The organism is Serratia bockelmannii (genome assembly GCF_008011855.1).
Lineage (GTDB): Bacteria > Pseudomonadota > Gammaproteobacteria > Enterobacterales > Enterobacteriaceae > Serratia > Serratia bockelmannii.
This window is the reverse complement of record NZ_VOUX01000003.1, coordinates 272,783-296,038: the sequence shown is the minus strand read 5'-3', so window position 1 is coordinate 296,038 and position 23,256 is coordinate 272,783. Positions and strand designations below refer to the sequence as shown.

The following is a 23,256-nucleotide window of genomic DNA, read 5'->3' as shown; positions in this document are numbered from 1 at the left end:
ATGAATTTACAGCACCATTTTCTGATCGCCATGCCCACCCTGCAGGATCCTCGCTTCAAGCGCTCGGTGATTTACATTTGCGAGCACAATGAAGAAGGCGCCATGGGTTTGGTGATCAATAAACCGGTGGAGCAGTTCACGGTAGCCACGGTGCTGAGCAAGCTGAAGATCATGCCGCCTGCGCGCGATCCGGCCATCAGCCTGGACAAGCCGGTGTTCGCCGGCGGCCCCCTGGCGGACGATCGCGGGTTTATCCTGCATACGCCGCGCCACGGCTTCGGCGCCAGCATTCAAATTTCGCCCAACACCATGATCACCACCTCGAAAGACGTGCTGGAAACGCTCGGCACGCCAGAGCAACCGGACGACGTGCTGGTGGCGCTGGGTTATGCGGGCTGGGAAAAGGGCCAGTTGGAGCAGGAAGTATTGGAAAACGCCTGGCTGACCATCGAAGCCAACACCGACATTTTGTTCCGCACGCCGATCGCCAGCCGCTGGCGCGAGGCGGGGAACCTATTGGGTATCGACATTCGCAGCATCGCCAACCACGCAGGACACGCCTGATGAGCAACCGCACCATTATCGCCTTCGACTTCGGCACCAAAAGCATTGGCGCGGCCATCGGCCAGGAGTTGACCGGCAGCGCCCGCGCTCTGCCGGCCTTCAAAGCGCAGGACGGCTCGCCGGACTGGCTGAAAATTGAAAAACTGCTGAAGGAGTGGCAGCCGGATTTGGTGGTGGTCGGCCTGCCGCTGAACATGGACGGCACCGAACAACCCGTTACCGCCCAGGCGCGCAAGTTCGCCAACCGCCTGCACGGCCGCTTCGGCATCCAGATCGATCTGCATGACGAGCGCCTGAGCACCGTGGAAGCGCGCGCCAACCTGTTCGACCGCGGCGGCTTCCGCGCCCTTGATAAAGGCAGCGTGGATTCCGCCTCCGCGGTAGTGATCCTCGAGAGCTGGTTCGAACGGCAGCTGGGCTAAACACCCGTTCCCTCCCCCGCACAGTCCCCCAACACACCGGCGTCAATCCGCTGCTGCAAACCTTGCTCAAAGGTTTGCATGCCGGACTGTGCGCCGGTTTGCAACACGCTCGCCAACTGATGTGTTTTCCCTTCGCGGATCAGGTTGCTGACCGCCGCCGTCGCCGTCAGCACTTCGAAGATCGCCACGCGTCCGCCGCCGGGCCGCCTCATCAGCTTTTGCGCGATCACCGCCTGCAGACTGCCGGCCAGCTGGGCGCGCACATAGGGTTTTTCTTCCGCCGGAAACACGTCCACTAACCGTTCCACTGCCTGCGACGCGCTGCGGGTGTGCAGCGTCGCCAGCACCAGGTGGCCGGTCTCCGCCGCGGTGAGCGCCAGCCGGATGGTGGTGGTATCGCGCAGCTCGCCCAGCAGGATCACATCCGGATCTTCGCGCAGCGCGGCGCGCAACGCCGCATCAAAGCTGTGGCTGTCGCGGCCGATCTCCCGCTGCTGGATCAGCGATCGCCGGCTGCGGTGCAGGAATTCAATCGGATCCTCCAGCGTCAAAATGTGCCGCTGCTGGTGCCGGTTGATCTCGTCGATCATCGCCGCCAGCGTGGTGGACTTGCCGCTGCCGGTGGCGCCGGTGATCAGGAGAAGCCCATCGTCGCGCCGCAGCAGCGCCGGCACGATGGCCGGCGCTGCCAGCTCGGCAAGCGAGGGCGACTGCCCGGCGATGCGCCGCAACGCGAGAGACATCCCCGCGCTTTGCTGAAAAACGTTGGCACGCAGCCGCTCTCCACTCGGCCTGTGCAGCGCCAGATCGACCTGCCCCAGCCGCCGCAGGCTCTCGCGCTGCTGCGCATTCAGCAATCCGTCGCAGAGGGCCTGCACGCCTTGTGCCGTCAGCGTTGGCGCCGCCGCCAGCGGCTGCAGTTCACCGTCGATGCGCAACATCGGCGGATGACCGGCACAAAGGTGCAGATCGGAAGCATTATGCTTTACACTAAGGGCCACGAATTCATCGATATCCATATCACTCTCCCGGGTCAATAATGAGCACTATCCAACAGAACCTGCAGGATGTCAGAAACCGCATCGCGGCCGCCGCGCAAAACTGCGCGCGGGCGCCAGAAGAAGTTGCTCTGCTTGCAGTCAGCAAAACCAAACCTGTGGCGGCGATCGAAGAAGCCATCGCCGCCGGCCAGCGCGCCTTCGGCGAGAACTACGTGCAGGAAGGGGTAGACAAGATCCGGCATTTCGCCGAGTCGCCTCAGGGCGGTGAGTTGGTGTGGCACTTTATCGGCCCGCTGCAATCCAATAAGAGTCGGCTGGTGGCGGAACATTTCGCCTGGTGTCATACCGTGGATCGGCTGCGCATCGCCCAGCGCCTGAGCGATCAGCGCCCGGCCGACCTGCCGCCGCTCAACGTGCTGATTCAAATCAACATCAGCGATGAGCAGAGCAAATCCGGCATTGCATTAAGCGAACTGCCGGCGCTGGCCGAGGCGCTCGCTGCGCTGCCGAACCTGACGCTGCGCGGCCTGATGGCCATCCCGGCGCCGGAAGCGGATTACCAGCGGCAGTTGGCGGTATTCAACCAGATGAACGACGCCTTTCTCGCCCTGCGCCAGCGTTATCCGCAGGCCGATACGCTGTCGATGGGCATGACGGACGATATGGCGGCAGCGATTGCCGCAGGCAGCACCCTGGTGCGCATCGGCACCGCAATTTTTGGCGCCCGCGACTACTCGCAGGCCTGACAAACAGACGAGGGATTTGATGCAACATCGCAAGATTACCTTTATCGGCGCCGGCAACATGGCGCGTGCAATCATCGCCGGCCTGGTGGCGGGCGGCTATCCGGCCAAATCCATCAGCGTCTGCGCCCCTTCGGCGAAAAACCGTGACGCGCTGGCGGCGGACTACGGCATCGTCAGCAGCGGCGACAACGTCGCCTGCGCGCGTGAAGCCGAGGTGGTGGTGCTGGCGGTCAAACCGCAGATGATGGCCGACGTGTGTCAGCCGCTGCGCGAACAGGTCGATTTCGGCGGCAAACTGGTGCTGTCGATCGCCGCCGGTATTCAGGTCAGCCGTTTCTATCAGCTGCTCGGCGACCAGCTGGACATCGTGCGCATCATGCCCAACACCCCGTCGCTGGTCGGCAAGGGCATGAGCGGGCTGTACGCGCCGGAGCAGGTCAGCCAACAGGATCGCGACTACACCGGCGATTTAATGGCGTCGGTCGGTAAAGTTTGCTGGGTAGATGACGAAAATGGCATCAACGGCGTGATCGCCGCAGCGGGCAGCGCCCCGGCTTATTTCTTCCTGTTTATGGAAGCGATGCAAAAAGAGGCCGAACGCATGGGCTTCGACAGCCAGACCGCGCGCGATCTGGTGCAGCAGGCCGCTTCCGGCGCCGCCGCGCTGGTGGAAGCCAACCCGGATACGCCGCTGGGCACGCTGCGCGAGCAGGTGACTTCCAAAGGCGGCACCACCGCCGAAGCGCTGCGGGTGTTCAACGAACGCCAACTGCCGGAAACCGTGGCGCAAGCGATGCAGGCCGCCGTTTCTCGTGCCCAAGAGATGGAAAAATTATTTTAAATAACCATGAGTTAAGGAGAAGGACCACTTCATGCTAACGCTGACTTTCCTGGTCAAGACCGTTATTGATCTGTACGTGATGGTGCTGTTGCTGCGCATTTGGATGCAATGGACGCGCACCGATTTTTACAACCCGTTCTCGCAGTTTGTGGTGAAGATCACTCAGCCGATCGTCGGCCCGCTGCGCCGCATCATTCCGTCGCTGGGGCCTATCGACAGCGCTTCGCTGCTGCTGGCGTTCCTGCTGATGACCATCAAGTACCCGCTGCTGCTGCTGATCCAGGGCGGTGCGATGTCGCTCAGCCCCTATAACCTGCTGTTTGGCCTGATCTCGCTGGTGAAATCCGCCGGCTACCTGATCTTCTGGGTGATGATCATTCGTGCGCTGATGAGCTGGATCAGTCAGGGCCGCAGCCCGATCGACTACGTGATGTACCAGCTGACCGAACCGTTGATGGCGCCGATCCGTCGCATCATTCCGGCGATGGGCGGTATCGACTTTTCCGCCATGGTGGTGATCCTGATCCTCTATCTGATCAACTACCTGGGCATGGATCTGTTCGGCGAGATCTGGTTCCTGCTGTGAGTGCCGTCACTCCGGTGCTGGACGGGCTGGCGATCAGGCTATATATTCAGCCGAAAGCCAGCCGCGACCAAATTATCGGCTTGCATGGCGACGAACTAAAAGTCGCCATCACCGCCCCGCCGGTCGACGGCCAAGCCAACGCCCATTTGATCAAGTTTATCGCCAAGCAGTTCAAAGTGGCGAAAAGCAACGTCACCATCGAGAAAGGCGAACTGGGGCGGCATAAACAGTTACGCATCGTGAATCCGCAACAGATCCCCGCCGTGGTCGCGGCGCTCATCGAATAATTTTCAAGGTAGTCATTATGCAAAAAGTCGTTCTTGCCACCGGTAACCCGGGCAAAGTGCGCGAACTTGCCGACCTGTTGGCCGATTTCGGCCTGGACGTGGTCGCGCAAACCGATCTGGGCGTGGAATCCGCCGAAGAGACCGGCCTGACGTTTATCGAAAACGCCATTCTGAAAGCGCGCCATGCGGCACAGGTCACCGGCCTGCCGGCGATCGCCGACGACTCCGGTCTGGCGGTCGACGCGCTGGGCGGCGCGCCGGGCATCTACTCCGCACGCTACGCCGGTGAAGACGCCGACGATCGGCAGAACCTCGACAAGCTGCTGGCGGCGATGAAAGACGTGGCGCCGGGCCGGCGCGGCGCGCAATTCCACTGCGTGCTGGTCTATCTGCGCCATGCGGCAGACCCGACGCCGCTGGTGTTCCACGGCAGTTGGGCCGGCGAAATCACCGAACAGGCCGCCGGTGAAGGTGGCTTCGGTTACGATCCGGTCTTCTACGTGCCGGAACTGAGCCGCACCGCCGCCGAGCTGAGCCGCGACGAGAAACGGGCGATTTCGCACCGCGGCAAGGCGCTGAAGCTGATGTTGGAAGCCATGCGCAATGCTTAAACTGCCCCCGCTGAGTCTCTACATCCACATCCCGTGGTGCGTGCAGAAATGCCCGTACTGCGACTTCAACTCCCATGCGCTGAAGGGTGACGTACCGCATCAGGAGTACGTCGATCATCTGTTGGCGGATCTGGATGCCGACCTGCCGCTGGCCGGCGGCCGGGAAATCAGCACTATCTTTATCGGCGGCGGCACCCCCAGCCTGCTGAGCGCCGAGGCGATGCAGGCCTTGCTGGACGGCGTGCGGGCGCGCATTCGCGTCGCCGACGACGCCGAAATCACCATGGAGGCTAACCCCGGCACCGTGGAAGCCGATCGCTTCAGCGGCTACCAGCGCGCCGGCGTCAACCGCATCTCCATTGGGGTGCAAAGCTTCAGCACCGAGAAGCTGACCCGCCTGGGGCGCATCCACGGCCCGGAAGAAGCCAAACGCGCGGCGACGCTGGCGACCGGCCTTGGCCTGCGCAGCTTCAACCTCGATCTGATGCACGGCCTGCCGGATCAGTCGCTGGAAGAGGCGCTGGACGATCTGCGCCAGGCGATCGCCCTCAATCCGCCGCACCTGTCGTGGTATCAGCTGACCATCGAGCCGAACACCCTGTTCAGCTCACGCCCGCCGGTCTTGCCGGACGACGACGCGCTGTGGGACATCTTCGAGCGCGGCCACCAGCTGCTGAGCGCCGCCGGATACCAGCAGTATGAAACCTCGGCCTACGCCAAGCCGGGCTACCAATGCCAGCACAATCTCAACTACTGGCGCTTCGGCGACTATCTGGGGATCGGCTGCGGCGCGCACGGCAAGGTGACCTTCAGCGACGGGCGCATCCTGCGCACCGCCAAGACCAAGCACCCGCGCGGCTTTATGCGCGGCGACTACATGGACAAGCAGCATGAGGTGGCGGCGGCGGATCGGCCGTTCGAGTTCTTCATGAACCGCTTCCGCCTGCTGGAAGCCGCGCCGCGCGCCGACTTCGTCAACTACACCGGGCTGGCGGAAAGCGTCATTCGCCCGCAGCTGGACGAAGCGCTGGCCAAAGGTTATCTGGAGGAAACCGCAGAGCACTGGCAGATCACCGAGAAGGGCAAACTGTTCCTCAACTCGCTGCTGGAACTGTTCCTGGCGGACGACGAGTAAAAAAAAGCGCTGAATGATCAGCGCTTTTTTATTGGTGTTAATCCGGGTAAAACGTCTGAGACAGAATCTGCTGAGTTTCCCAGATGCCGTTTTCCGGATACACATCCAGCCCGGTTTCGGCTGTGGCGAGCGCAACGGCCTTCGACCAGACGACATCCAGCCAATCGGCATCGCTCAGTTTACCTTTTAGGCTGGGCGACTCTTTCAAGCTGTAAAGCACCTCTTTGCGCTGCGCTTTAATCGTTCTTTCCCAGCTGGTTCCGCGCCTGGCCGGCTGATATTTCCATTTAAGCAAATGTGCAATCAGCACCGTCATCCGGCTAGCAAGTTCCCTTTGCTCGCTCTTCCCCACGTCCTCAATCTCCTCGGCGATCTTTTCAATATCGATCTCAGACAATTTTCCGGAGCGCAAAAGAGCGGCCTGTTCATTTGCCCAGGCGACAACATCGGTTTCGTAACGTGTATGGCTCATAGCGTCCTCCGTAAACATCCATAAATCTGTACGTAGTTTGATCAGTCTGTCAGATAAGCTTCAGAAGGTCAAAAAACGATCTACCAAGAAGATTCTTATTTCACTTCAACGCCTTGAGCAGATCCTTGCGCTGGGTTTCCAGTGCGGTGACGCGGTTGCACACATCGTGGCCGAAGTTCTGGAAGTCCTGCTCCTGGTTGTTCCATTCGTTCTGGATCGCCTTCTGCAAGCCGCCCAGGTTGCCCATGATCGCCTGCAGCGGGTTGCCGCCGCTGTTGGCGGCCTGTTTGACGCCCATCTCGTTCAGGCTGTCCTGCAGCACCCCGCCCATGCTCTGCTGCACGATGTTGCGGCCGTCCTGTTCCACCTGGTCAATCGCCTGGTGGTGGAAGGTCAGACCGTCGCTGCGGTGTTCGATGATGCGGTTCATCTGCTGTTTCAGTTGGCCATTCAGGGTGGTCAGCCGGTTGCGCACGTTACTGTTGCTGCCCAGCTCTTTAACGATCACCTTATCCAGCGCCGAGCGGGCTTTCTCCAGGTGTTTCTGCGCGCCGTCGTCGATCCACGGCAGCTGCTTGCGCAAGGCGCTCTGGTAACTGAAGGCTTTCTGCCGCTGGCTGTCGTTCAAGCTTAGCGCCTGGCCGTTGCGGATCACGTCGCCATCCGGCGATATTTGCAGGTCGCCACTGGCGCCTTTCACCTGCACGCTCTGCGGGCTGATGATCACATCATCCTGGGGTTTAACGCTGCATTGGTACTCAGCGTGGGCCTGTGCGGCAGTCGCCGCCAGCAGCAGTAAGGCTAACCCGGTTTTCTTCAACATAGCTTCTCCTGACTCCCATCCAGATTGGGATTAAAAAATCGAACGACCGATACGTTGAGACAACAGTTCCAGCGCCGCAGTTCCCGCCAGTGAGTTGCCGGAGGCATCCAGCTCCGGCGACCAGACGACGATCGACAGCTCGCCCGGCACGATGGCCACGATGCCGCCGCCCACGCCGGACTTGCCCGGCATCCCCACCCGATAGGCGAATTCGCCGGCGCCGTCGTACATGCCGCTGGTCATCATCAGGGCGTTGATCTGCCGGGCCTGCAGCGGGCTGATCACCGCCTCGCCGCTGAGATCGCGGCCGTGATTGGCCAGATAGACGAAGCTGCGCGCCAGCTCCACGCAGCTCATGCGCAGCGCGCAGTAGTGGAAATAGGTTTGCAGCACGGTAATCACATCGTTCTCGAAGTTGCCGAACGACTTCATCAGATAGGCGATGGCCGCATTGCGATCGGAGTGTTCGAACTCGGAGCGCGCCACCCGCAGGTCATAGGCCAGGTCGTCTTCACCGGCCAACTGACGCACCACCTCCAGCATGCGCTGTTTGGGGGCGCTGAGCCGGGTTTGCAGCATGTCGCACACCACCAGCGCGCCGGGGTTGATAAACGGATTGCGCGGTTTGCCCTGCTCCATCTCCAGCTGCAGCAGCGAATTGAACGGCAGGCCAGAAGGCTCTTTGCCGACGCGCCGCCAGATCTCATGCTCCTGATAGCGCGTCAGCGCCAGCGTCAGGCTCAGCACTTTGGAGATCGACTGGATGGAGAAGCGCTCCGCGGCGTCGCCGGCCTGGAACAGTTCGCCATCCACCGTACACACGGCGATCGCCAGCCGATCGGCGGGCACTTCCGCCAACGCCGGGATGTAGTCGGCCACTTTTCCCTGGCCAATCAGCGGGCGCACCTGTTGCAGGATCTCTTCCAGCAACGCGTTATCCAATGTTGTTACCACCTCGGTCACACTCCGGGCAAAACAAAGGCGCCGTTAAGGCACCTTAAATCCATCCCCGTCATACTTGAATCCGCATCTGTGTTGGCTGCGCAGTTACTCGGCCCATCCGTGGGCCTCACCCCTTCGGGGCCGCTGCAAGCAGCGTTTAAATCTGCTCCCGGCAGATTTTTCACCCCAGTCACTTACTGAAGTAAGCTCCTGGGGACTCACACTCTTGCCGCCGTGATGCAAATCCAATTATTTAGGGGGAAATAAGCGGCGCGAAGCCGCGCTCATCGGGCAAGCGCGATCAATCCCACCAGATATCGAACAGATCGCTGACCTTAACGTCGGTCAGTTTGCGCGCTTCCAGCCAGTTTTTCACCAGCTCGCGCTGCTCGTCGGTGCAGTGGCCGATCTTCTGCAGGCAGATCAGACCTTCCCACTGCAGGTAGCCGCTGCCGTCAAACGCCAGGCCGTTCGGCTCGATCACTTCATCGATGAAGGTATCCAGCGTGCTGTCGATGTCTTCCACCGACGTGCCTTCGGCGAAGCGCCAGGCTACGGAGAAACCCAGCTCCTGAAATTCTTCAATGTGCAACTTTTTACGTAAACGACGACTGCGGTTCTTAGCCATTATTCTTTCCTCTCAAACATCAAGTCCCAAACGCCATGTCCCAGGCGCTGGCCGCGTAATTCAAATTTCGTCAGTGGGCGCGAATCCGGACGCGGCACGTAATCATTATCGCTGGAAAGATTACGGTAGCCTGCGACTCCGTTCATAACCTCTAACATATGTTCCGCATAAGGTTGCCAATCGGTGGCCATGTGGAAGACGCCGCCGGTCTTCAGCTTGCGCAGCACCAGTTCGACAAACGGCGTTTGCACGATGCGGCGCTTGTTGTGGCGCGCCTTGTGCCACGGATCGGGGAAGAACAGCTGCACCATGTCCAGCGAGCCGTCCGGGATCATGTTTTCCAGCACTTCAACCGCATCGTGGCACATCACGCGCAGGTTGCTCAGCTTCGCCTCGTGGGCGTCGGCCAGGCAGGCGCCCACGCCCGGCGAGTGCACTTCGATCCCTAAAAAGTTCTGCTGCGGGTTGTTACCCGCCATGGTCACCAGCGAGGCGCCCATGCCAAAACCGATCTCCAGCACCGTCGGCGCTTCGCGGCCAAACAGCGCGGTGAGATCGACAGCGTCAGTCTGATACTCCACGCCCATCACCGGCCAATAGTTCTCCAGCGCGTGCTGCTGGCCTTTGGTCAGCCGCCCCTGGCGGCGAACAAAACTGCGGATACGGCGCATCGCGCGGCCGTTCTCATCAAATTCCGGGGAGATGACGTCATTAATCATAGTGCTTTCTGTCTGTTTGGCTGCCAATTAGGGAAACGCGCATTATGCAAAGATACATTGGTTTAGCAAGTGTTCATCTTCTGTACCCGCCGTGCGGCGTCGGAAAGTTCCGGTTTACAGCACCATGACTCTATGCTGCAATCTCGCTTCATTTTCTGCCGGATAACGACGCTGCCCATGATGCAAGCACAACAATTCGCACAGGTGGTGCTTGACTGGTATCAGCGCTACGGTCGCAAGACTCTGCCGTGGCAGCTGGAAAAAACTGCCTATCAAGTATGGCTCTCCGAGGTGATGTTGCAACAGACCCAGGTTGCCACCGTCATTCCTTATTTTCAGCGCTTTATGGCCCGTTTTCCTAACGTGCGCGCGCTGGCGGAGGCCCCGCTGGACGAAGTGCTGCATCTGTGGACCGGTCTCGGCTATTACGCCCGCGCCCGTAACCTGCACAAGGCTGCGCAGACCATTGTCGCACAGCACGGCGGCGAGTTCCCGACAACCTTCGCAGAAATCGCCGATTTGCCGGGCGTTGGCCGCTCTACCGCCGGCGCGGTGCTGTCGTTGGCGCTGGGCCAACACTATCCGATCCTCGACGGCAACGTGAAGCGCGTGCTGGCCCGCTGCTACGCGGTGGAAGGCTGGCCGGGCAAGAAAGAGGTCGAAAACCGGCTGTGGAAAATCAGCGAAGAAGTCACCCCGGCCCAGGGCGTCGGCCAGTTCAACCAGGCGATGATGGATCTGGGCGCCATGGTCTGCACCCGCTCCAAGCCCAAGTGTGAACTCTGCCCGCTCAACGTCGGCTGCCTGTCTTACGCCAATCACAGCTGGGTCAACTACCCCGGCAAGAAACCCAAGCAGACCCTGCCGGAAAAAACCGCCTACTTCTTATTGCTGCAGCACGGTGACCGCGTGTGGTTGGAACAGCGCCCGGCGGTGGGCCTGTGGGGCGGCCTGTTCTGCTTCCCGCAGTTCAGCGCGCGCGTGGATTTGGAACTCTGGCTGCAGCAGCGCGGTCTGAAAGGCAAGCGCCTGGAACAGCTGACCGCGTTTCGCCACACGTTCAGCCATTTCCATCTCGATATTGTGCCGATGTGGCTGTCGCTCGACGCGGCGGGCAGCGGCATGGATGAGGGCGCGGGTCTCTGGTATAACTTAGCGCAGCCGCCGTCGGTCGGGCTGGCAGCGCCGGTAGATCGCCTGTTGCAACAGCTGGCGAAGCAGCCCCCGATCCAACAAAACTTATATGGCGATAGCGCCATCGATGAGGAATTAGCATGAGCCGCACCATTTTTTGTACTTTCCTGCAGCGCGACGCCGAAGGCCAGGACTTCCAGCTTTATCCCGGCGACGTCGGCAAGCGCATCTACAACGAGATCTCCAAGGAAGCCTGGGGCGAGTGGATGAAGAAGCAGACCATGCTGATCAACGAGAAGAAGCTGAACATGATGAACGTGGATGACCGCAAGCTGCTGGAAGAGGAAATGATCAAGTTCCTGTTCGAAGGGCACGACGTACACATCGAAGGCTATACGCCGCCGAGCGAATAATGCTGTTGGGGCCAGGCGCTGGCCCGCTTCAATCCTCTTATACTTCTTCCAAACGGCTTTAAGATGAAGAAAATTTTAGCTTTGCTCGTAATAGCGCCTTTGCTGATCTCCTGTTCCGGCAAAAAAAGTGAAGAAATCAACGAAGCCTGGATCAAAGATACCAACGGCTTCGACATTCTGATGGGCCAATTTGCCCACAACATCGAGAACATCTGGGGTCTGAATGAAGTTCTGATCGCCGGGCCGAAAGACTACGTTAAATATACCGACCAATACCAAACCCGCAGCCACATCAACTTCGACACCGGCGCCATTACCATCGAGACCATCGCCACCACCGATCCGGCTGCGCACCTGCGCCAGGCGATCATCAGCACGCTGCTGATGGGTGATGATCCGGGTTCGATCGACCTCTATTCCGACGCCAACGATATCCAGATCAGCAAAGAGCCGTTCCTGTACGGCCAGGTGCTGGATAACAAGGGCGCGCCGATCCGCTGGGAATGGCGCGCGGCGCACTTCGCCGATTACCTGCTGCAGACCAAGCTGCAAAAACGCACCTCCGGCCTGCACGTGATCTACTCGGTCACCATCCAGCTGGTGCCGAACCACCTGGACAAACGTGCGCACAAATACCTGCCGATGGTGCGCAAGGCGTCGGAAAAATACGGCGTGGACGAGTCGCTGATCCTGGCTATCATGCAGACCGAATCGAGCTTCAACCCGTATGCGGTGAGCGGTTCGGACGCGCTGGGCCTGATGCAGGTGGTGCAGCACACCGCCGGTAAGGATGTGTTCCAGATGCGCGGCAAATGGGGCACCCCGAGCCGCAGCTACCTGTTCGATCCGGAGAACAACATCGACACCGGCACCGCCTATCTGGCTATCCTGCAGAACAACTACCTGGGCGGCATTCAGAACCCGACCTCGCGCCGCTATGCGGTGATCACCGCTTACAACGGCGGCGCAGGCAGCGTGCTGCGGGTGTTCTCCAGCGACAGAACGCGTGCGGTGGGCATCATCAACGGCATGCAGCCGGGCGACGTGTACCAAACGCTGACCACCAAGCACCCGGCCGCCGAGTCGCGCCGCTATCTGGTGAAAGTAAATACCGCGCAGAAGAGCTACCGCAGAAAGTAACGCTTCCCGCGTGGATAAATGAGAAGGGCCGGTGCGAACCGGCCCTTTTTCTATGGCTTGATCATATAGCCGAAGATGCGCTTCCAGCCGTGATCTTTTTTCTCGATGTAGACCCCCTGCAGCTCCGGCGAGAAGCCCGGCAGGCGGTTGATGCCCTCTTCCAGCGCCAGGAAATAGCGCTGCACCGCGCCGCCCCACACTTCGCCCGGCACCACGCACAGCACGCCCGGCGGGTACGGCAAGGCCCCCTCCGCCGCGATGCGCCCTTCCGCCTGGCCGATCGGCACCAGCTCGACGTTGTCGCGGATAAACTCCACGTTGGCGTCCTGCGGGTTCATCACCACCGGCGGGAAATGATCCTGGCGGAACATCTCTTTTTGCAGCTGCTTGACGTCGAAGCTGACGTACAGATCGTGCATCTCCTGGCACAGCCGGCGAATGCTGTAGCCACGATAGCGCTGCTCGTTCTTGCGGTATACCGTTGGCAGCACCACGCTCAGCGGCGCGTCTTCTGCAACATAGCGCTCGAACTGCGCCAGCATCTCCACCAGCTGTTCCATCTTGGCCGGGTTTTCCGCCGGAGTCAGCAGGAACAGAATCGAGTTGAGATCGCACTTCTCCGGCACGATGCCGTTCTCGCGCAGGAAGTTGGCCAGAATGGTGGCCGGCACGCCGAACTCGGTGTATTGGCCAGTCGCGGCGTCAATCCCCGGCGTGGTCAGCAGCAACTTGCACGGATCCACCAGATACTGATCCTGGGCATAGCCTTCGAAGCCGTGCCACGTTTCCCCCGGTACGAAGGTGAAGAAACGCGCGTCGTTGGCAATCAGATCGGTATCGTAATCCTGCCAGTCCTTGCCCGCCACCTGCAGCGGAATAAACGGCTTCAGCTGCGAGCAGCGCGTGAGCAGCTGTTTACGCGTCTCGATGCCCAGCTTGACGCAGTCCATCCACATGCGACGTCCGGCGGCGCCGGCATGCATCTTGGCGTTGACGTCCAGCGCGGCGAACAGCGGATAGAACGGGCTGGTCGACGCATGCAGCATGAACGCATTGTTCAGATGCTTATGGTTGCAGTGGCGCTTCTGCCCTTTGATATGGTCGTCTTTCTTGTGGATCTGCGAGGTCTGCGAGAACCCCGCCTGCTGTTTATGCACCGACTGGGTGACAAAAATGCCCGGATCGTGCTCGTCCAGCTCCAGCAGCAGCGGCGAGCACTCTTTCAGCATCGGAATAAAGCCTTCGTAGCCCACCCAGGCGGAGTCGAACAGGATGTAATCGCACAGGTGGCCGATGGTGTCGATCACCTGGCGAGCGTTGTAAATCGTGCCGTCGTAGGTACCGAGCTGAATGATCGCCAGCCGGAACGGCCGTGCCGCTGCGACTTTCTCCGGCGCCACTTCGCGGATCTGCTCGCGCAGGTAGCGTTCATCGAAGCAGTGCGCATCGATACCGCCGATAAAGCCGAACGGGTTGCGGGCGGTTTCCAGATAGACCGGCGTAGCGCCGGCCTGGATCAGCGCCCCGTGGTGGTTGGATTTGTGGTTGTTGCGATCGAACAGCACCAGATCGCCACGGGTCAGCAGCGCGTTGGTCACCACCTTGTTGGCCGCCGAGGTGCCGTTGAGCACGAAGTAGGTTTTATCGGCGTTGAACACCCGCGCCGCGTGCTTTTGCGCATCCTTGGCCGATCCTTCGTGGATCAGCAGATCGCCCAGCTTGACGTCGGCGTTGCACATATCGGAACGGAACAGGGTTTCACCGTAGAAATCGAAGAACTGCCGGCCGGCCGGGTGTTTGCGGAAGAACTCTCCGCCCTGATGCCCCGGGCACGCAAAGGTCGAGTTTTCCATTTCGACGTAGGTCTTCAGCGTTTTGAAGAACGGCGGCAGCAGCGCCTGCTCGTAGGCGTCGGCGGCGGCCTCCAGCTGTGCCATGTAGAATGGCTTGCTGGCGCCGGCCAGCAGCGCGAAGACCCCGCTGACAAACGGCAGATAATCCGGGGAAAGATGCTCGTCCCCTTCCACCGCCACGAAGGTCGGAATATCGAACCCCGTCGCCTGCAAGCGCGCCAGAATGCCGGCGTCCACGTCGGCGACCGACACCACCACCGCCGCCACGTCGGTGTAGTCCGTCTGCTCTACGCGCACGATCTGGCGCAGCGTCTCAATGGTGGCGACCAGGCTGGCGCTGGTCGCGATTTTCAATTCTTTCATCATGCTGACTCTCAAACGGTGAAGGATGAGGGTGTGCCACCGGCACGGTAATGAGATAACGCGGTTATCCCGGTAAAAGCGATACCCGGGCACGGCAGCATAAGCGGCGTGCGTGACCGGCTCATGATCGGGGGATCATCAGGCGGCTATCGGGGGAACTGGTCTTGGCAGCATCCGACAGGCATCAGTAAAATCAGGGCAGAAGCGCTGGCTTTACGCATGCCTAACAGCGAGCATCAGGCGGCCTTACCGCATGGCCGGCAGGCGTATTCGGGCGGAGGACGTGCGGAGGAAACAACGACGGAACGGTGACGGCGTCAGATGTCTGGTGCGCAGCAGCGCTTGAGCAACAAAACCAGTCATGCCAATAACCCTCTGGCTTATAAGAAGCGGGAACACCGTCAGGGAACGGAGAGTGCTAAAATTTGCGCAATGATTGCATGATTCGTTGCGGGGTTCAAGCAAGAATCGTCTTGATTGAACGCCTATTAAACCAAGCATAACTAATTGTTATTTAATTTAAAAACAAGAAATCACGCATTTTAAAGTGGTATAAATACACGTTTTATATGCATATTTATTGAGTAGCGTTGGCTCCCTGCGCCACTCCCCTTTTGGTTATCTGCCTGAAAATAGAGCAACCGATCGGCTTTGTGACAGAAAGCGATTGACGCCATCCGGCCAATACGGTTTAATGCGCCCCGTTGCCCGGATAGCTCAGTCGGTAGAGCAGGGGATTGAAAATCCCCGTGTCCTTGGTTCGATTCCGAGTCCGGGCACCATATTCAGAAGAACCCGCCTATGGCGGGTTTTTCGCTTTCTGGGGTACGGACTCTCCATCGAACTGCGTTCGATTATTCGGTCTGAGACCTCACCCTGCGGGCCAGCGCTGAAGCGCTGTTCAACACGGCGCCAGCGCCGGTTGTCCGAGTCCGGGCACCATATTCAGAATAACCCGCCTATGGCGGGTTTTTCGCTTTCTGGGGTGCGGACTCTCCATCGAACTGCGTTCGATTATTCGGCCCAAAGGCCTCACCCTACGGGCCAGCGCTGAAGCGCTGTTCAACGCGGCGCAAGCGCCGGTTGTCCGAGTCCGGGCACCATATTCAGAAGAACCCGCCTATGGCGGGTTTTTCGCTTTCTGGGGTACGGACTCTCCATCGAACTGCGTTCGATTATTCGGTCTAAAGACCTCACCCTGCGGGCCAGCGCTGAAGCGCTGTTCAACGCGGCGCCAGCGCCGGTTGTCCGAGTCCGGTCGCCCTATTCAGAAGAACCCGCCTATGGCGGGTTTTTCGCTTTCTGGGGTACGGATTCCCCATCGCTTCATCCGATGGGGTGTAACTTCGCATTACAGGTGGACTCTCTCGAAAGAGCGCCCCTAATCCCCAACTACCCGAACGTCAAACGAACGCGCTCATATTCCGTGTTTATTGAGTGTTTTATTGTCGAACGGTGATGGGAGACAGTTACGAACATATAACCGCATCCCATTGTTAAATAATAATATATTGCACAAAAACTAGGAACATTCCGAATAAAAACGACATTACTGTCAATTCATTCATATAGGGCTATGCTGAATTTTACCCATTGATAAGGCATTTTTAACCTATTCCGCTGCCAACACGAAATAATGGAGGATCCGGCGACAATGGCCATTGATATGCATATGAAAGTTGAAGGAATGACGGGCGAGTCCCAAGACAGCAATCATAAAGGATGGACCGACGTACTTTCGTTTAACTGGGGCGCTTCACAGCCAGGAAATATGGCTGTTGGCGGCGGGGGTGGCTCCGGAAAAGTGAATTATCAAGACCTCCGTATTCAAGCCCTTATCGACAAATCTACGCCCGCTATTCTCAAATATTGTTCCAGTGGAAAACATGTCGCGAAAATCGAGCTTTCCGTATGCAAAGCGGGCGGCAACCAGGTGGAGTATTCCAAAATCGTTCTCGAAGACGTTCTGGTGACGCAAACCGATTTTAACGGTGTAGGCCAAAATGATGCGATCGTGGTTGATTACGCCTTCCAGGCGTCAAAAGTCACCATGAGTTACTGGGAACAAGGCAGCAGCGGCACTAAAGGCGCGGAAAGCAAATCTGGTTGGGATATCAAGCAGAATAAAGAGAGCTAAGCGCATTCTGGCACCTAACAATACGTTAATGATCGGGTGATAAAATCATGGCAATGGATATATTTTTAAAAGTTGAAGGCATTAATGGTGAATCGAAAAATGCGAATCACAAGCAATGGATCGATGTCTTTTCCTTTAACTGGGGCGCGCGACAGCCTGGCAATATGGCCGTTGGCGGCGGCGGCGGTGCGGGTAAAGTGAACTTTCGCGATCTGACCGTACAGGCTCTGATAGATAAAGCGACACCTGCCTTATTGAAATACTGCTCGGCCGGTAAACATCTCGCCAAGGTGCAGTTGTCTCTTTGCAAAGCCGGTGGGCAGGAAGTGGAATATACCCGCATTACCCTGGAAGATGTATTGGTGACTCATACCGACTTCATCGGTGTCGAGCACGGTTCCACGCTAGGCATTGAGTACTCTTTTCAGGCCGGTAAAGTGTCGATGGAATACTGGGAGCAAGCGAAGCAAGGTAATAAAGGGGCTTCGGTGCAGATGGGCTGGGATATTAAGCAAAATAAAGAAAGCTAATCATATTACGGTGCATATCGTAATGACGGGGGCGTTATGGCATTTCCTAAGTCACATGAAATTCTAGCTCTGACATCGCAACACGAATCGAATAATCGGGTGTCAGCCAACTTTTTGACCCGCGAGATTTTAAATGAGGCGCTGATCCTCGTCAGGTCTCTGTCACCAGAAGAAGTCTTTCGATTAACAAAAACGGAGACCGGCCAGATCGCGTTTACGCTGGGTGAACTCAAAGATGAAAACAACCGCCGGTTGACAGCCAATACTATTGAGTCAGGACAACGACCAGGCGGAAGAATTAATCACCTGGATAACCGAATTAATGTCTCTTTTCCCGGAACCTCATGGCAAATGGGAGCCCGTGTTCAGCATTTTGAGAATATCGCATCGAGTACCGTAGGCGGGGCCGGTCTGGTTTTGATCGCGGGATTATGGACGGGAGCCGGTTCTGGCGTTGGCAGCATTTTAGGCCGAAATGCCGCCCAGCTCGCTGTAGTGACAGGCACTTATTTGGGTAAACGCTTCGTGACCAATAAAACCATGGTCGTGAATCAGATGGCGGCGCATATCAAAAACCTTGCCGATATGTTTAACTCTACCCACAATGCCTTTAATGATTTCAAGTTTGAAAGCACAGCCAAACGCGCACAATACAGCCCCGATCCTCAAGCAGAGTACCCTATTACATTTGAACAAAAAGTCACGGATAATAATGCAGTTCCTGCTAACTATGCCGAGACCATTCAGGCCATCGTGCGCCGTTTTGTAACGGGAACCTACGAGCGTGTAGATATCGTCGGCCAGGGCGATATGTTTATAAAAGTTTTTTTCAGCGATGGGGAACTGGACATTTCGAAAGCCCAGTATGACTATCTCAGCAATTTGAAGCTCCCGTGATTGATCAACCTGGCAGGTCTTCACGCTTGTGGCGCAACGGTAGCCATTCAGTCCAGGGGGGCAAAAATGCCTCGAGCTGACCAAAAGATTTTTATTGTCGGTAAGAATGGTCAATGATGATGACAAGGCAGATTGCCGGATCGGATTCAACCGTTGCGCCAGCGTGGCCAGTTTTTTCACACTCGCCTCGAGCAAGCGTCCTCTCCGGCCAGCCTTTGCCCGGCATTAATTAAACGAACCCTAACACCGGTAGTTAACGCGAACCATCCGCGCCCATAGGGTGATGCAACTCGGGGTAAAATATTGCCATTCGGGGGGCAACAAGAAGAGATAAAGGTACAGAAGTGTGCGTATCACCTTAGTGAAAGAGTGTGATACCCTGCCGCAAAAAACAAAATAACACATTGAATTTAATGATAAAAACTAAATCACAACGCGCAGATTTCATAATTTCACTTCCGATTTCATCTTTGCAAAAAGCATCCTGCCTCTAATATCACGTTATTTCACCTTCCCCGTGCCTATTTTAAGGCTATTCTAAGCAACGAATACACCGATCCCGGCAATGCAATGGCATAGACACCAGATAAGCAGATAAGAACTCATACGGTGGGCATCCTCCCTGGTGGCCGTTTTCATGGCTTGATGAATCAGGGAGAGATCGGATTTTTACTTAGGAATATTCATTAAATACACGCGCAAAACCTTCATAGGAATTTTCATGGAAAGAAATACACCCGTAGCCTTTACCTAATGCGCTACCGAATTCTAAACGGGTATTTAAAAGTGCGGTATTTTTGGCCTGCACACCGTTTAATTACATTTAATTCGTGAAGCTTACTTATAAGAAAAAGGCAGCCTGGTTGCTATAAGCCACCCTATCTGCGGCCGTATTTCTGGGTATTATTCTCATTATACTGGAGCTTATTAATGAATCAGCATTTGGATATCATCGGTATTGGCCTTGGCCCGTCGAATCTTAGCCTGGCAGCCTTAGGAAGTGAAATAGAGGGATTTACGGGACAATTCCTTGAACGCAAACCTCATTTCTCCTGGCACCCAGGGATGATCCTGGCGGACTGCAGTATGCAGACCAACTTTTTAAAAGATTTAGTGAGCGCGGTTGCCCCAACCAATCGCTACAGCTTTCTCAACTATCTGGTAAAAAACAGAAAATTTTATCGTTTCCTGACGACGGAGCAGCGCACCGCATCGCGCGAAGAGTTCGCCGATTACCTCACCTGGGCCGCCGCCGGGATGGGATCATTGGCATTCAATCAAGACGTTCAGCGGGTCGAATTTGACGATCGGCAGCGCCAGTTCGTGGTGACCACCTCGAATAAGGTCTTCCACGCCAGGCACGTAAGTATCGGTATTGGCAAGAAAATAAAGCTGCCTGATTGCGTGACGACGCAAAGCGATCGCTGTTTCCACGCCAGCGAAATGATGCTGCGCAACCCCGATCTGACCGGCAAACGCGTGGCGATCGTCGGTGGCGGCCAGAGCGGCGCAGACCTGTTCCTCAATATTTTTAAAGGGGAATGGGGGCAACCGGAGCAGCTCGACTGGATATCGCGCCGCAACAACTATAATGCGCTCGATGAAGCGGCCTTTGCCAACGAATACTTCACGCCCGATTACGTCGAGAGCTTTTACTCACTGGATAGCGCGGCCAAACGGCATATGCTGGCCGAACAGAAAATGACCTCAGACGGCATCACCAGTGAGTCGCTGCTAGCGATTTATCGCGCCATGTACCACCGCTTCGACGTCCTGCGCGAGAAATTATGGGTGCGCCTGCTGCCCAGCCGTTCGCTGACGGCCGTGAAACACACGCTGGATAACGCCTACCAACTCGAAACGCGTCATCATCTCGATCACGGCGAAGAAGCCTTCAAGGCGGACGTGGTGATCTTTGCCACCGGTTATCAATCGGCCACGCCAGAGTTCCTTGAACCTTTGGCCCACCGCTTACTAACCACTGCGGAGGGCGAATACCGCATCGCCCCAGACTTTACCTTTGAGTGGGAAGGCCCGGCGGAGAACTGCTTATTCGCCATGAACGCCAGTATGCACAATCACGGCATTGCCGATCCGCAGTTGAGCCTGATGGCGTGGCGGTCGGCTCGCATTCTTAATCGGGCGTTAGACCACAAGCCATTTGATCTGGGAACAACGCCGACAGCCATTCAATGGCGCAGTGAAAGCGCACCACCCGCGTTTTAAATACAAGAACGACTTAATCATTGTCACTACGCTTTGATGGAATTACGTATATGAAAAGACAAGTCATTAAATTTATTACGAAGCAGCTGGCCGTATTGGCCCCCGAATTCAAGGCCAGATTGCTCTACAAAAAAGCATTTGGCAAACCGTTAAACTTGCAGGCGCCGTCCACCTGGAATGAAAAGATCAATCACCTGAAATTGAATGGCTATAGTCACAATGCGTTGGTGAAGCAGTGTGCAGATAAATATGCGGTAAGACAGTACATCAAAGATCAAGGGTGCGAAGAGATCCTTAATGAATTGTACTTTGCCTGTGATTCAGTAAACGATATTCCGTGGGACGCATTGCCGGATAAGTTTGTGATCAAAGGGAATCACGGTTCCGGGTATAACCTGATTTGCCAGAATAAAAAATTGCTGAATATCAAGAGCGCAAAAAAATTGATCGACGCTTGGATGAAAGACGATTATTGGAAAACTTATGTAGAGCTCAACTACAAAGGGATACAAAAAAAGATCATTGGGGAGAAATATATCGAATCGGCCAATGGTCACGGACCTGAAGACTATAAAATCTATTGTTTCCGCGGTGTACCTTACTGCACATTGCTGTGTGTCGGCAGAGAAACCGGGTCGCCGAAGTATTACTTCTTTGACAAAGATTTCAAGTTTCTGTGCTACAGCGATGACTGCCTGGCCTTGAGCCAGGAAGAAATAGACGCCTTCGTGAAGCCAGAAGGCTACGATGAGCTGTTTGAGTACGCCTCACGCTTGTCCGCGCCCTTCGAGTTTGTTCGCGTTGATTTCTACATCTCCAAAGGCCAGATCATTTTCGGCGAATTGACCTTTACCCCATCCGCCGGGCTGGATACGGATATTCTGCCGCCAACCGATGTTTTGCTTGGCGAGATGTTGACGTTGCAACAGCACTGATTTTCACCTGGTCCCACATCCCACAGTGAAGATCGGCTGCGCCTGAGGATAAATACCGGCCGGCCTTTTTGCAGCCCGCGGGCCGGTATTGCCCTGAGGGATATCGGGCCGATGACCTCGCCTGTTCATGCCACCGTTACAGCAAAATCTCTGCTGCCTATCCCTGGCAGCCCACACCCGACCCAAGTGCAATACGCCAGTCAGATCACATAACCATTTGAAAAACAATGGTATTAAATGATTAATAAGAATCACTTACATATTTATAATAAAATGTTCTATATGTATAGGAAGCTATAATATAAGATACAGGAAAGTTTCCCTGGTGTTGTTGTGTGTCTTTGCCCTATTTTATAGGGCTTTTTTCGCTAAAAATCGTTGATAACCGTGTGTTTTTACCTACCTTCACCATTTCCCCCTCCATAAAAACCATAACCATTTCTAATTAATTGTAATCCCTCTTATTCCTGACTTACCAATAATAACAATGAGTTGCTATTAACCTGGCAAAGCAACGGCTGGCAGCGCTTCGCGACCGGAATGCCCGCCCTAAAGGTAGGTTTTTACCGGGCGCGAACGGATGCTACTATCGGCCTTTTTCGAGGATGTTGATCCGCATGTTATTGTCCAACCGGCATTTTATCTCCGCGCTTCTGGCGCTCGCCATCGGCCTTTGGCTGCCGGACTCCGTGATGGCCAGGCCCGATTTGGAACGCAAGATCGGCACTACCGTAGCCGATAGCGATACTGCGGATTACCGCTTCAGCGATCTGCGATTCACCTCCGCCGATGGCCAACGGCATTATCGTGTTCGCATCGCCCAACCGCGTCAGGCGCCTGTGCCAGACGGCTATCCAACGGTTTATTTCCTCGACGGCAATGCGGTGCTGATGGAGTTGAACGCCGCCTTACTGGCCAAATTGGCAGCAACGAAGCGGCCACCGGTGCTGGTGATGATCGGCTATGACAACGATCTGCGCATCGATGCCGCCGGCCGCACCTACGACTATACGCTCCCTCTGCCGGCAGGCATGAAGAAACCGCCGCGGGCCGTCGGGGGCGCGGATGCGTTCCTGCAATTGATTGAGACCCAGATCAAACCGGCGATCGCCGCCAAACTGGCGGTCGATCCTCAGCGGCAAACGCTGTGGGGGCACTCCTACGGCGGGCTCTTCGTTCTGCATACGTTGTTCACCCATCCCACCGCCTTTCAGCGCTACATCGCCGTGGAACCCTCGCTGTGGTGGGGCGACGGCATGATCCTGCAAGAAGCACAGCAGATGACAGAACGGCGCGCGGCGCCGGCGGCCAGGTTGCAACTGTGGGTTGGCCTGGCAGAACGCGATCGCGCTGCCCCGCCCGGCGTGAAGAGCCCCGCTCTGCCGGCGGACGCAACGCGTTTATTGGCCGAACACCTGGCACAGCTCGACGGTCTCACCGTCGGCTATCGCGAATGGCCTGCCCTGGGACACGGCGCCATGCTGGGTGCGGCCATCGAGCCGGCGCTGGGCAGCGTCATTGCAGAGGACTAAATCAGCGGATCAGAAGCTATCGGCCATATTTTCATCTGCGGCGCATATCTTCTGATAAGAAGAGTGTTTACTATCTGAGACAGAGAATGGCGGGCGCGGGTGGGGGCGTCAAAAAACAAAGTGGCTCCCCCGTCGGCAAGTGAGCTTGCTCTATCCGGTGGAGCCATACAGTACTGCAGTTTTCCCGGTGGGGCCCTGGTGAGGCGCAAGTAGGAAAAGATGGTGTTAGCAGGGCATTTCAGCGTTTTAATACCGCCTGTTTCACTATTTTCTTCTCCCTGTGGCACCTACTATAAGCGGCCTCTCACCTGGCGGAAAA

Annotated in this window: 24 protein-coding genes and 1 tRNA gene; 18 read left to right on the top strand and 7 right to left on the bottom strand. The window is 56.9% G+C overall.

Annotation, left to right across the window (positions count from 1 at the left end):
* Together FOT55_RS05935 and ruvX are read left to right on the top strand one after the other, a co-directional pair.
* Nucleotides 1-564 (top strand): YqgE/AlgH family protein, encoded by a 564-nt coding sequence (locus tag FOT55_RS05935; protein ID WP_004937452.1) that lies wholly within the window; start codon nucleotides 1-3, stop codon nucleotides 562-564.
* Nucleotides 564-986 carry a Holliday junction resolvase RuvX gene (ruvX, locus tag FOT55_RS05930; protein WP_025304246.1) on the top strand — a complete coding sequence of 141 codons (423 nt, stop codon included), beginning with the start codon at nucleotides 564-566 and terminating at the stop codon, nucleotides 984-986. The genes FOT55_RS05935 and ruvX overlap by 1 nt, the downstream gene beginning before the upstream one ends.
* On the opposite strand, the gene FOT55_RS05925 is transcribed toward ruvX, so the two are convergent.
* Entirely contained in the window at nucleotides 983-2,005 is a 1,023-nt protein-coding gene (locus tag FOT55_RS05925) for a type IV pilus twitching motility protein PilT (RefSeq protein ID WP_147823226.1), read from the bottom strand. The genes ruvX and FOT55_RS05925 overlap by 4 nt on opposite strands.
* 20 nt (nucleotides 2,006-2,025) lie before the next feature.
* Here FOT55_RS05925 and FOT55_RS05920 point away from each other — a divergent pair, with 20 nt between their 5' ends.
* The 6 genes from FOT55_RS05920 to hemW are packed head-to-tail and all read left to right on the top strand — an operon-like array spanning nucleotide 2,026 to nucleotide 6,193.
* Nucleotides 2,026-2,733 carry a YggS family pyridoxal phosphate-dependent enzyme gene (locus FOT55_RS05920; protein ID WP_025304248.1) on the top strand — a complete coding sequence of 236 codons (708 nt, stop codon included), beginning with the start codon at nucleotides 2,026-2,028 and terminating at the stop codon, nucleotides 2,731-2,733.
* Nucleotides 2,734-2,752: 19 nt separating this feature from the next.
* Nucleotides 2,753-3,574 carry a pyrroline-5-carboxylate reductase gene (gene proC / locus FOT55_RS05915; protein WP_147823225.1) on the top strand — a complete coding sequence of 274 codons (822 nt, stop codon included), beginning with the start codon at nucleotides 2,753-2,755 and terminating at the stop codon, nucleotides 3,572-3,574.
* Nucleotides 3,575-3,605: 31 nt separating this feature from the next.
* A complete protein-coding gene (locus tag FOT55_RS05910; protein ID WP_084827144.1) occupies nucleotides 3,606-4,160 on the top strand; it encodes a YggT family protein in 555 nt (184 codons plus the stop codon).
* The gene (gene yggU, locus FOT55_RS05905; protein WP_004948014.1) at nucleotides 4,157-4,447 is read left to right on the top strand and encodes a DUF167 family protein YggU; all 291 of its coding nucleotides are present in this window, start codon (nucleotides 4,157-4,159) and stop codon (nucleotides 4,445-4,447) included. The genes FOT55_RS05910 and yggU overlap by 4 nt, the downstream gene beginning before the upstream one ends.
* A gap of 17 nt (nucleotides 4,448-4,464) precedes the next feature.
* Nucleotides 4,465-5,058 (top strand): XTP/dITP diphosphatase, encoded by a 594-nt coding sequence (locus tag FOT55_RS05900; RefSeq protein WP_147823224.1) that lies wholly within the window; start codon nucleotides 4,465-4,467, stop codon nucleotides 5,056-5,058.
* A complete protein-coding gene (gene hemW, locus FOT55_RS05895; protein ID WP_147823223.1) occupies nucleotides 5,051-6,193 on the top strand; it encodes a radical SAM family heme chaperone HemW in 1,143 nt (380 codons plus the stop codon). Before FOT55_RS05900 ends, hemW begins: the two co-directional genes overlap by 8 nt.
* A 37-nt stretch (nucleotides 6,194-6,230) precedes the next feature.
* Here the strand turns inward: hemW and FOT55_RS05890 are convergent, their stop codons facing one another.
* The 5 genes from FOT55_RS05890 to trmB form a co-directional block, all read right to left on the bottom strand.
* Complete coding sequence (locus FOT55_RS05890; protein WP_016930094.1) at nucleotides 6,231-6,665, bottom strand: DUF29 domain-containing protein; 435 nt, start codon at nucleotides 6,663-6,665, stop codon at nucleotides 6,231-6,233.
* Between the two features lie 100 nt (nucleotides 6,666-6,765).
* Nucleotides 6,766-7,488, bottom strand: a complete 723-nt coding sequence (locus tag FOT55_RS05885) for a YggN family protein (protein WP_043141352.1) — start codon at nucleotides 7,486-7,488, stop codon at nucleotides 6,766-6,768.
* 30 nt (nucleotides 7,489-7,518) lie between these two features.
* On the bottom strand, nucleotides 7,519-8,442 hold the full coding sequence (gene glsB, locus FOT55_RS05880; RefSeq protein WP_047575480.1) for a glutaminase B: 924 nt from the start codon (nucleotides 8,440-8,442) through the stop codon (nucleotides 7,519-7,521).
* A gap of 289 nt (nucleotides 8,443-8,731) precedes the next feature.
* Nucleotides 8,732-9,058 carry a YggL family protein gene (locus FOT55_RS05875; protein WP_019456098.1) on the bottom strand — a complete coding sequence of 109 codons (327 nt, stop codon included), beginning with the start codon at nucleotides 9,056-9,058 and terminating at the stop codon, nucleotides 8,732-8,734.
* On the bottom strand, nucleotides 9,058-9,777 hold the full coding sequence (gene trmB / locus FOT55_RS05870) for a tRNA (guanosine(46)-N7)-methyltransferase TrmB (RefSeq protein ID WP_043141355.1): 720 nt from the start codon (nucleotides 9,775-9,777) through the stop codon (nucleotides 9,058-9,060). The genes FOT55_RS05875 and trmB overlap by 1 nt, the downstream gene beginning before the upstream one ends.
* A 177-nt stretch (nucleotides 9,778-9,954) precedes the next feature.
* Between trmB and mutY the strand changes: the two genes are divergently transcribed.
* From mutY to mltC, 3 genes are all read left to right on the top strand, one after another.
* On the top strand, nucleotides 9,955-11,055 hold the full coding sequence (gene mutY, locus FOT55_RS05865; protein WP_187181931.1) for an A/G-specific adenine glycosylase: 1,101 nt from the start codon (nucleotides 9,955-9,957) through the stop codon (nucleotides 11,053-11,055).
* Nucleotides 11,052-11,324, top strand: a complete 273-nt coding sequence (locus FOT55_RS05860) for an oxidative damage protection protein (RefSeq protein WP_004937404.1) — start codon at nucleotides 11,052-11,054, stop codon at nucleotides 11,322-11,324. Before mutY ends, FOT55_RS05860 begins: the two co-directional genes overlap by 4 nt.
* 63 nt (nucleotides 11,325-11,387) lie before the next feature.
* Nucleotides 11,388-12,464, top strand: a complete 1,077-nt coding sequence (mltC, locus tag FOT55_RS05855) for a membrane-bound lytic murein transglycosylase MltC (RefSeq protein ID WP_004937402.1) — start codon at nucleotides 11,388-11,390, stop codon at nucleotides 12,462-12,464.
* Nucleotides 12,465-12,514: 50 nt separating this feature from the next.
* Here mltC and speF read toward each other — a convergent pair whose 3' ends face one another.
* Nucleotides 12,515-14,680, bottom strand: a complete 2,166-nt coding sequence (speF, locus tag FOT55_RS05850; RefSeq protein WP_147823304.1) for an ornithine decarboxylase SpeF — start codon at nucleotides 14,678-14,680, stop codon at nucleotides 12,515-12,517.
* A 706-nt stretch (nucleotides 14,681-15,386) separates the two neighbouring features.
* On the opposite strand from speF, the gene FOT55_RS05845 reads away from it, so the two are divergent.
* The 7 genes from FOT55_RS05845 (at nucleotide 15,387) to FOT55_RS05815 (ending at nucleotide 22,937) form a co-directional block, all read left to right on the top strand.
* Nucleotides 15,387-15,462, top strand: a tRNA-Phe gene (locus tag FOT55_RS05845).
* 872 nt (nucleotides 15,463-16,334) lie between these two features.
* Nucleotides 16,335-16,817 carry an Hcp family type VI secretion system effector gene (locus FOT55_RS05840; RefSeq protein WP_147823221.1) on the top strand — a complete coding sequence of 161 codons (483 nt, stop codon included), beginning with the start codon at nucleotides 16,335-16,337 and terminating at the stop codon, nucleotides 16,815-16,817.
* A 47-nt stretch (nucleotides 16,818-16,864) separates the two neighbouring features.
* Nucleotides 16,865-17,347 (top strand): Hcp family type VI secretion system effector, encoded by a 483-nt coding sequence (locus FOT55_RS05835; protein WP_147823220.1) that lies wholly within the window; start codon nucleotides 16,865-16,867, stop codon nucleotides 17,345-17,347.
* 36 nt (nucleotides 17,348-17,383) lie between these two features.
* On the top strand, nucleotides 17,384-18,244 hold the full coding sequence (locus FOT55_RS25570; RefSeq protein WP_238476092.1) for a hypothetical protein: 861 nt from the start codon (nucleotides 17,384-17,386) through the stop codon (nucleotides 18,242-18,244).
* A gap of 930 nt (nucleotides 18,245-19,174) precedes the next feature.
* Nucleotides 19,175-20,470: a lysine N(6)-hydroxylase/L-ornithine N(5)-oxygenase family protein gene (locus tag FOT55_RS05825; protein ID WP_025304263.1), complete on the top strand. Its 1,296-nt coding sequence runs from the start codon at nucleotides 19,175-19,177 to the stop codon at nucleotides 20,468-20,470.
* A 50-nt stretch (nucleotides 20,471-20,520) separates the two neighbouring features.
* Nucleotides 20,521-21,405, top strand: a complete 885-nt coding sequence (locus FOT55_RS05820) for an ATP-grasp fold amidoligase family protein (RefSeq protein WP_025304264.1) — start codon at nucleotides 20,521-20,523, stop codon at nucleotides 21,403-21,405.
* A gap of 617 nt (nucleotides 21,406-22,022) precedes the next feature.
* The gene (locus FOT55_RS05815; RefSeq protein WP_147823219.1) at nucleotides 22,023-22,937 is read left to right on the top strand and encodes an alpha/beta hydrolase; all 915 of its coding nucleotides are present in this window, start codon (nucleotides 22,023-22,025) and stop codon (nucleotides 22,935-22,937) included.
* Nucleotides 22,938-23,256 lie beyond the last annotated feature (319 nt).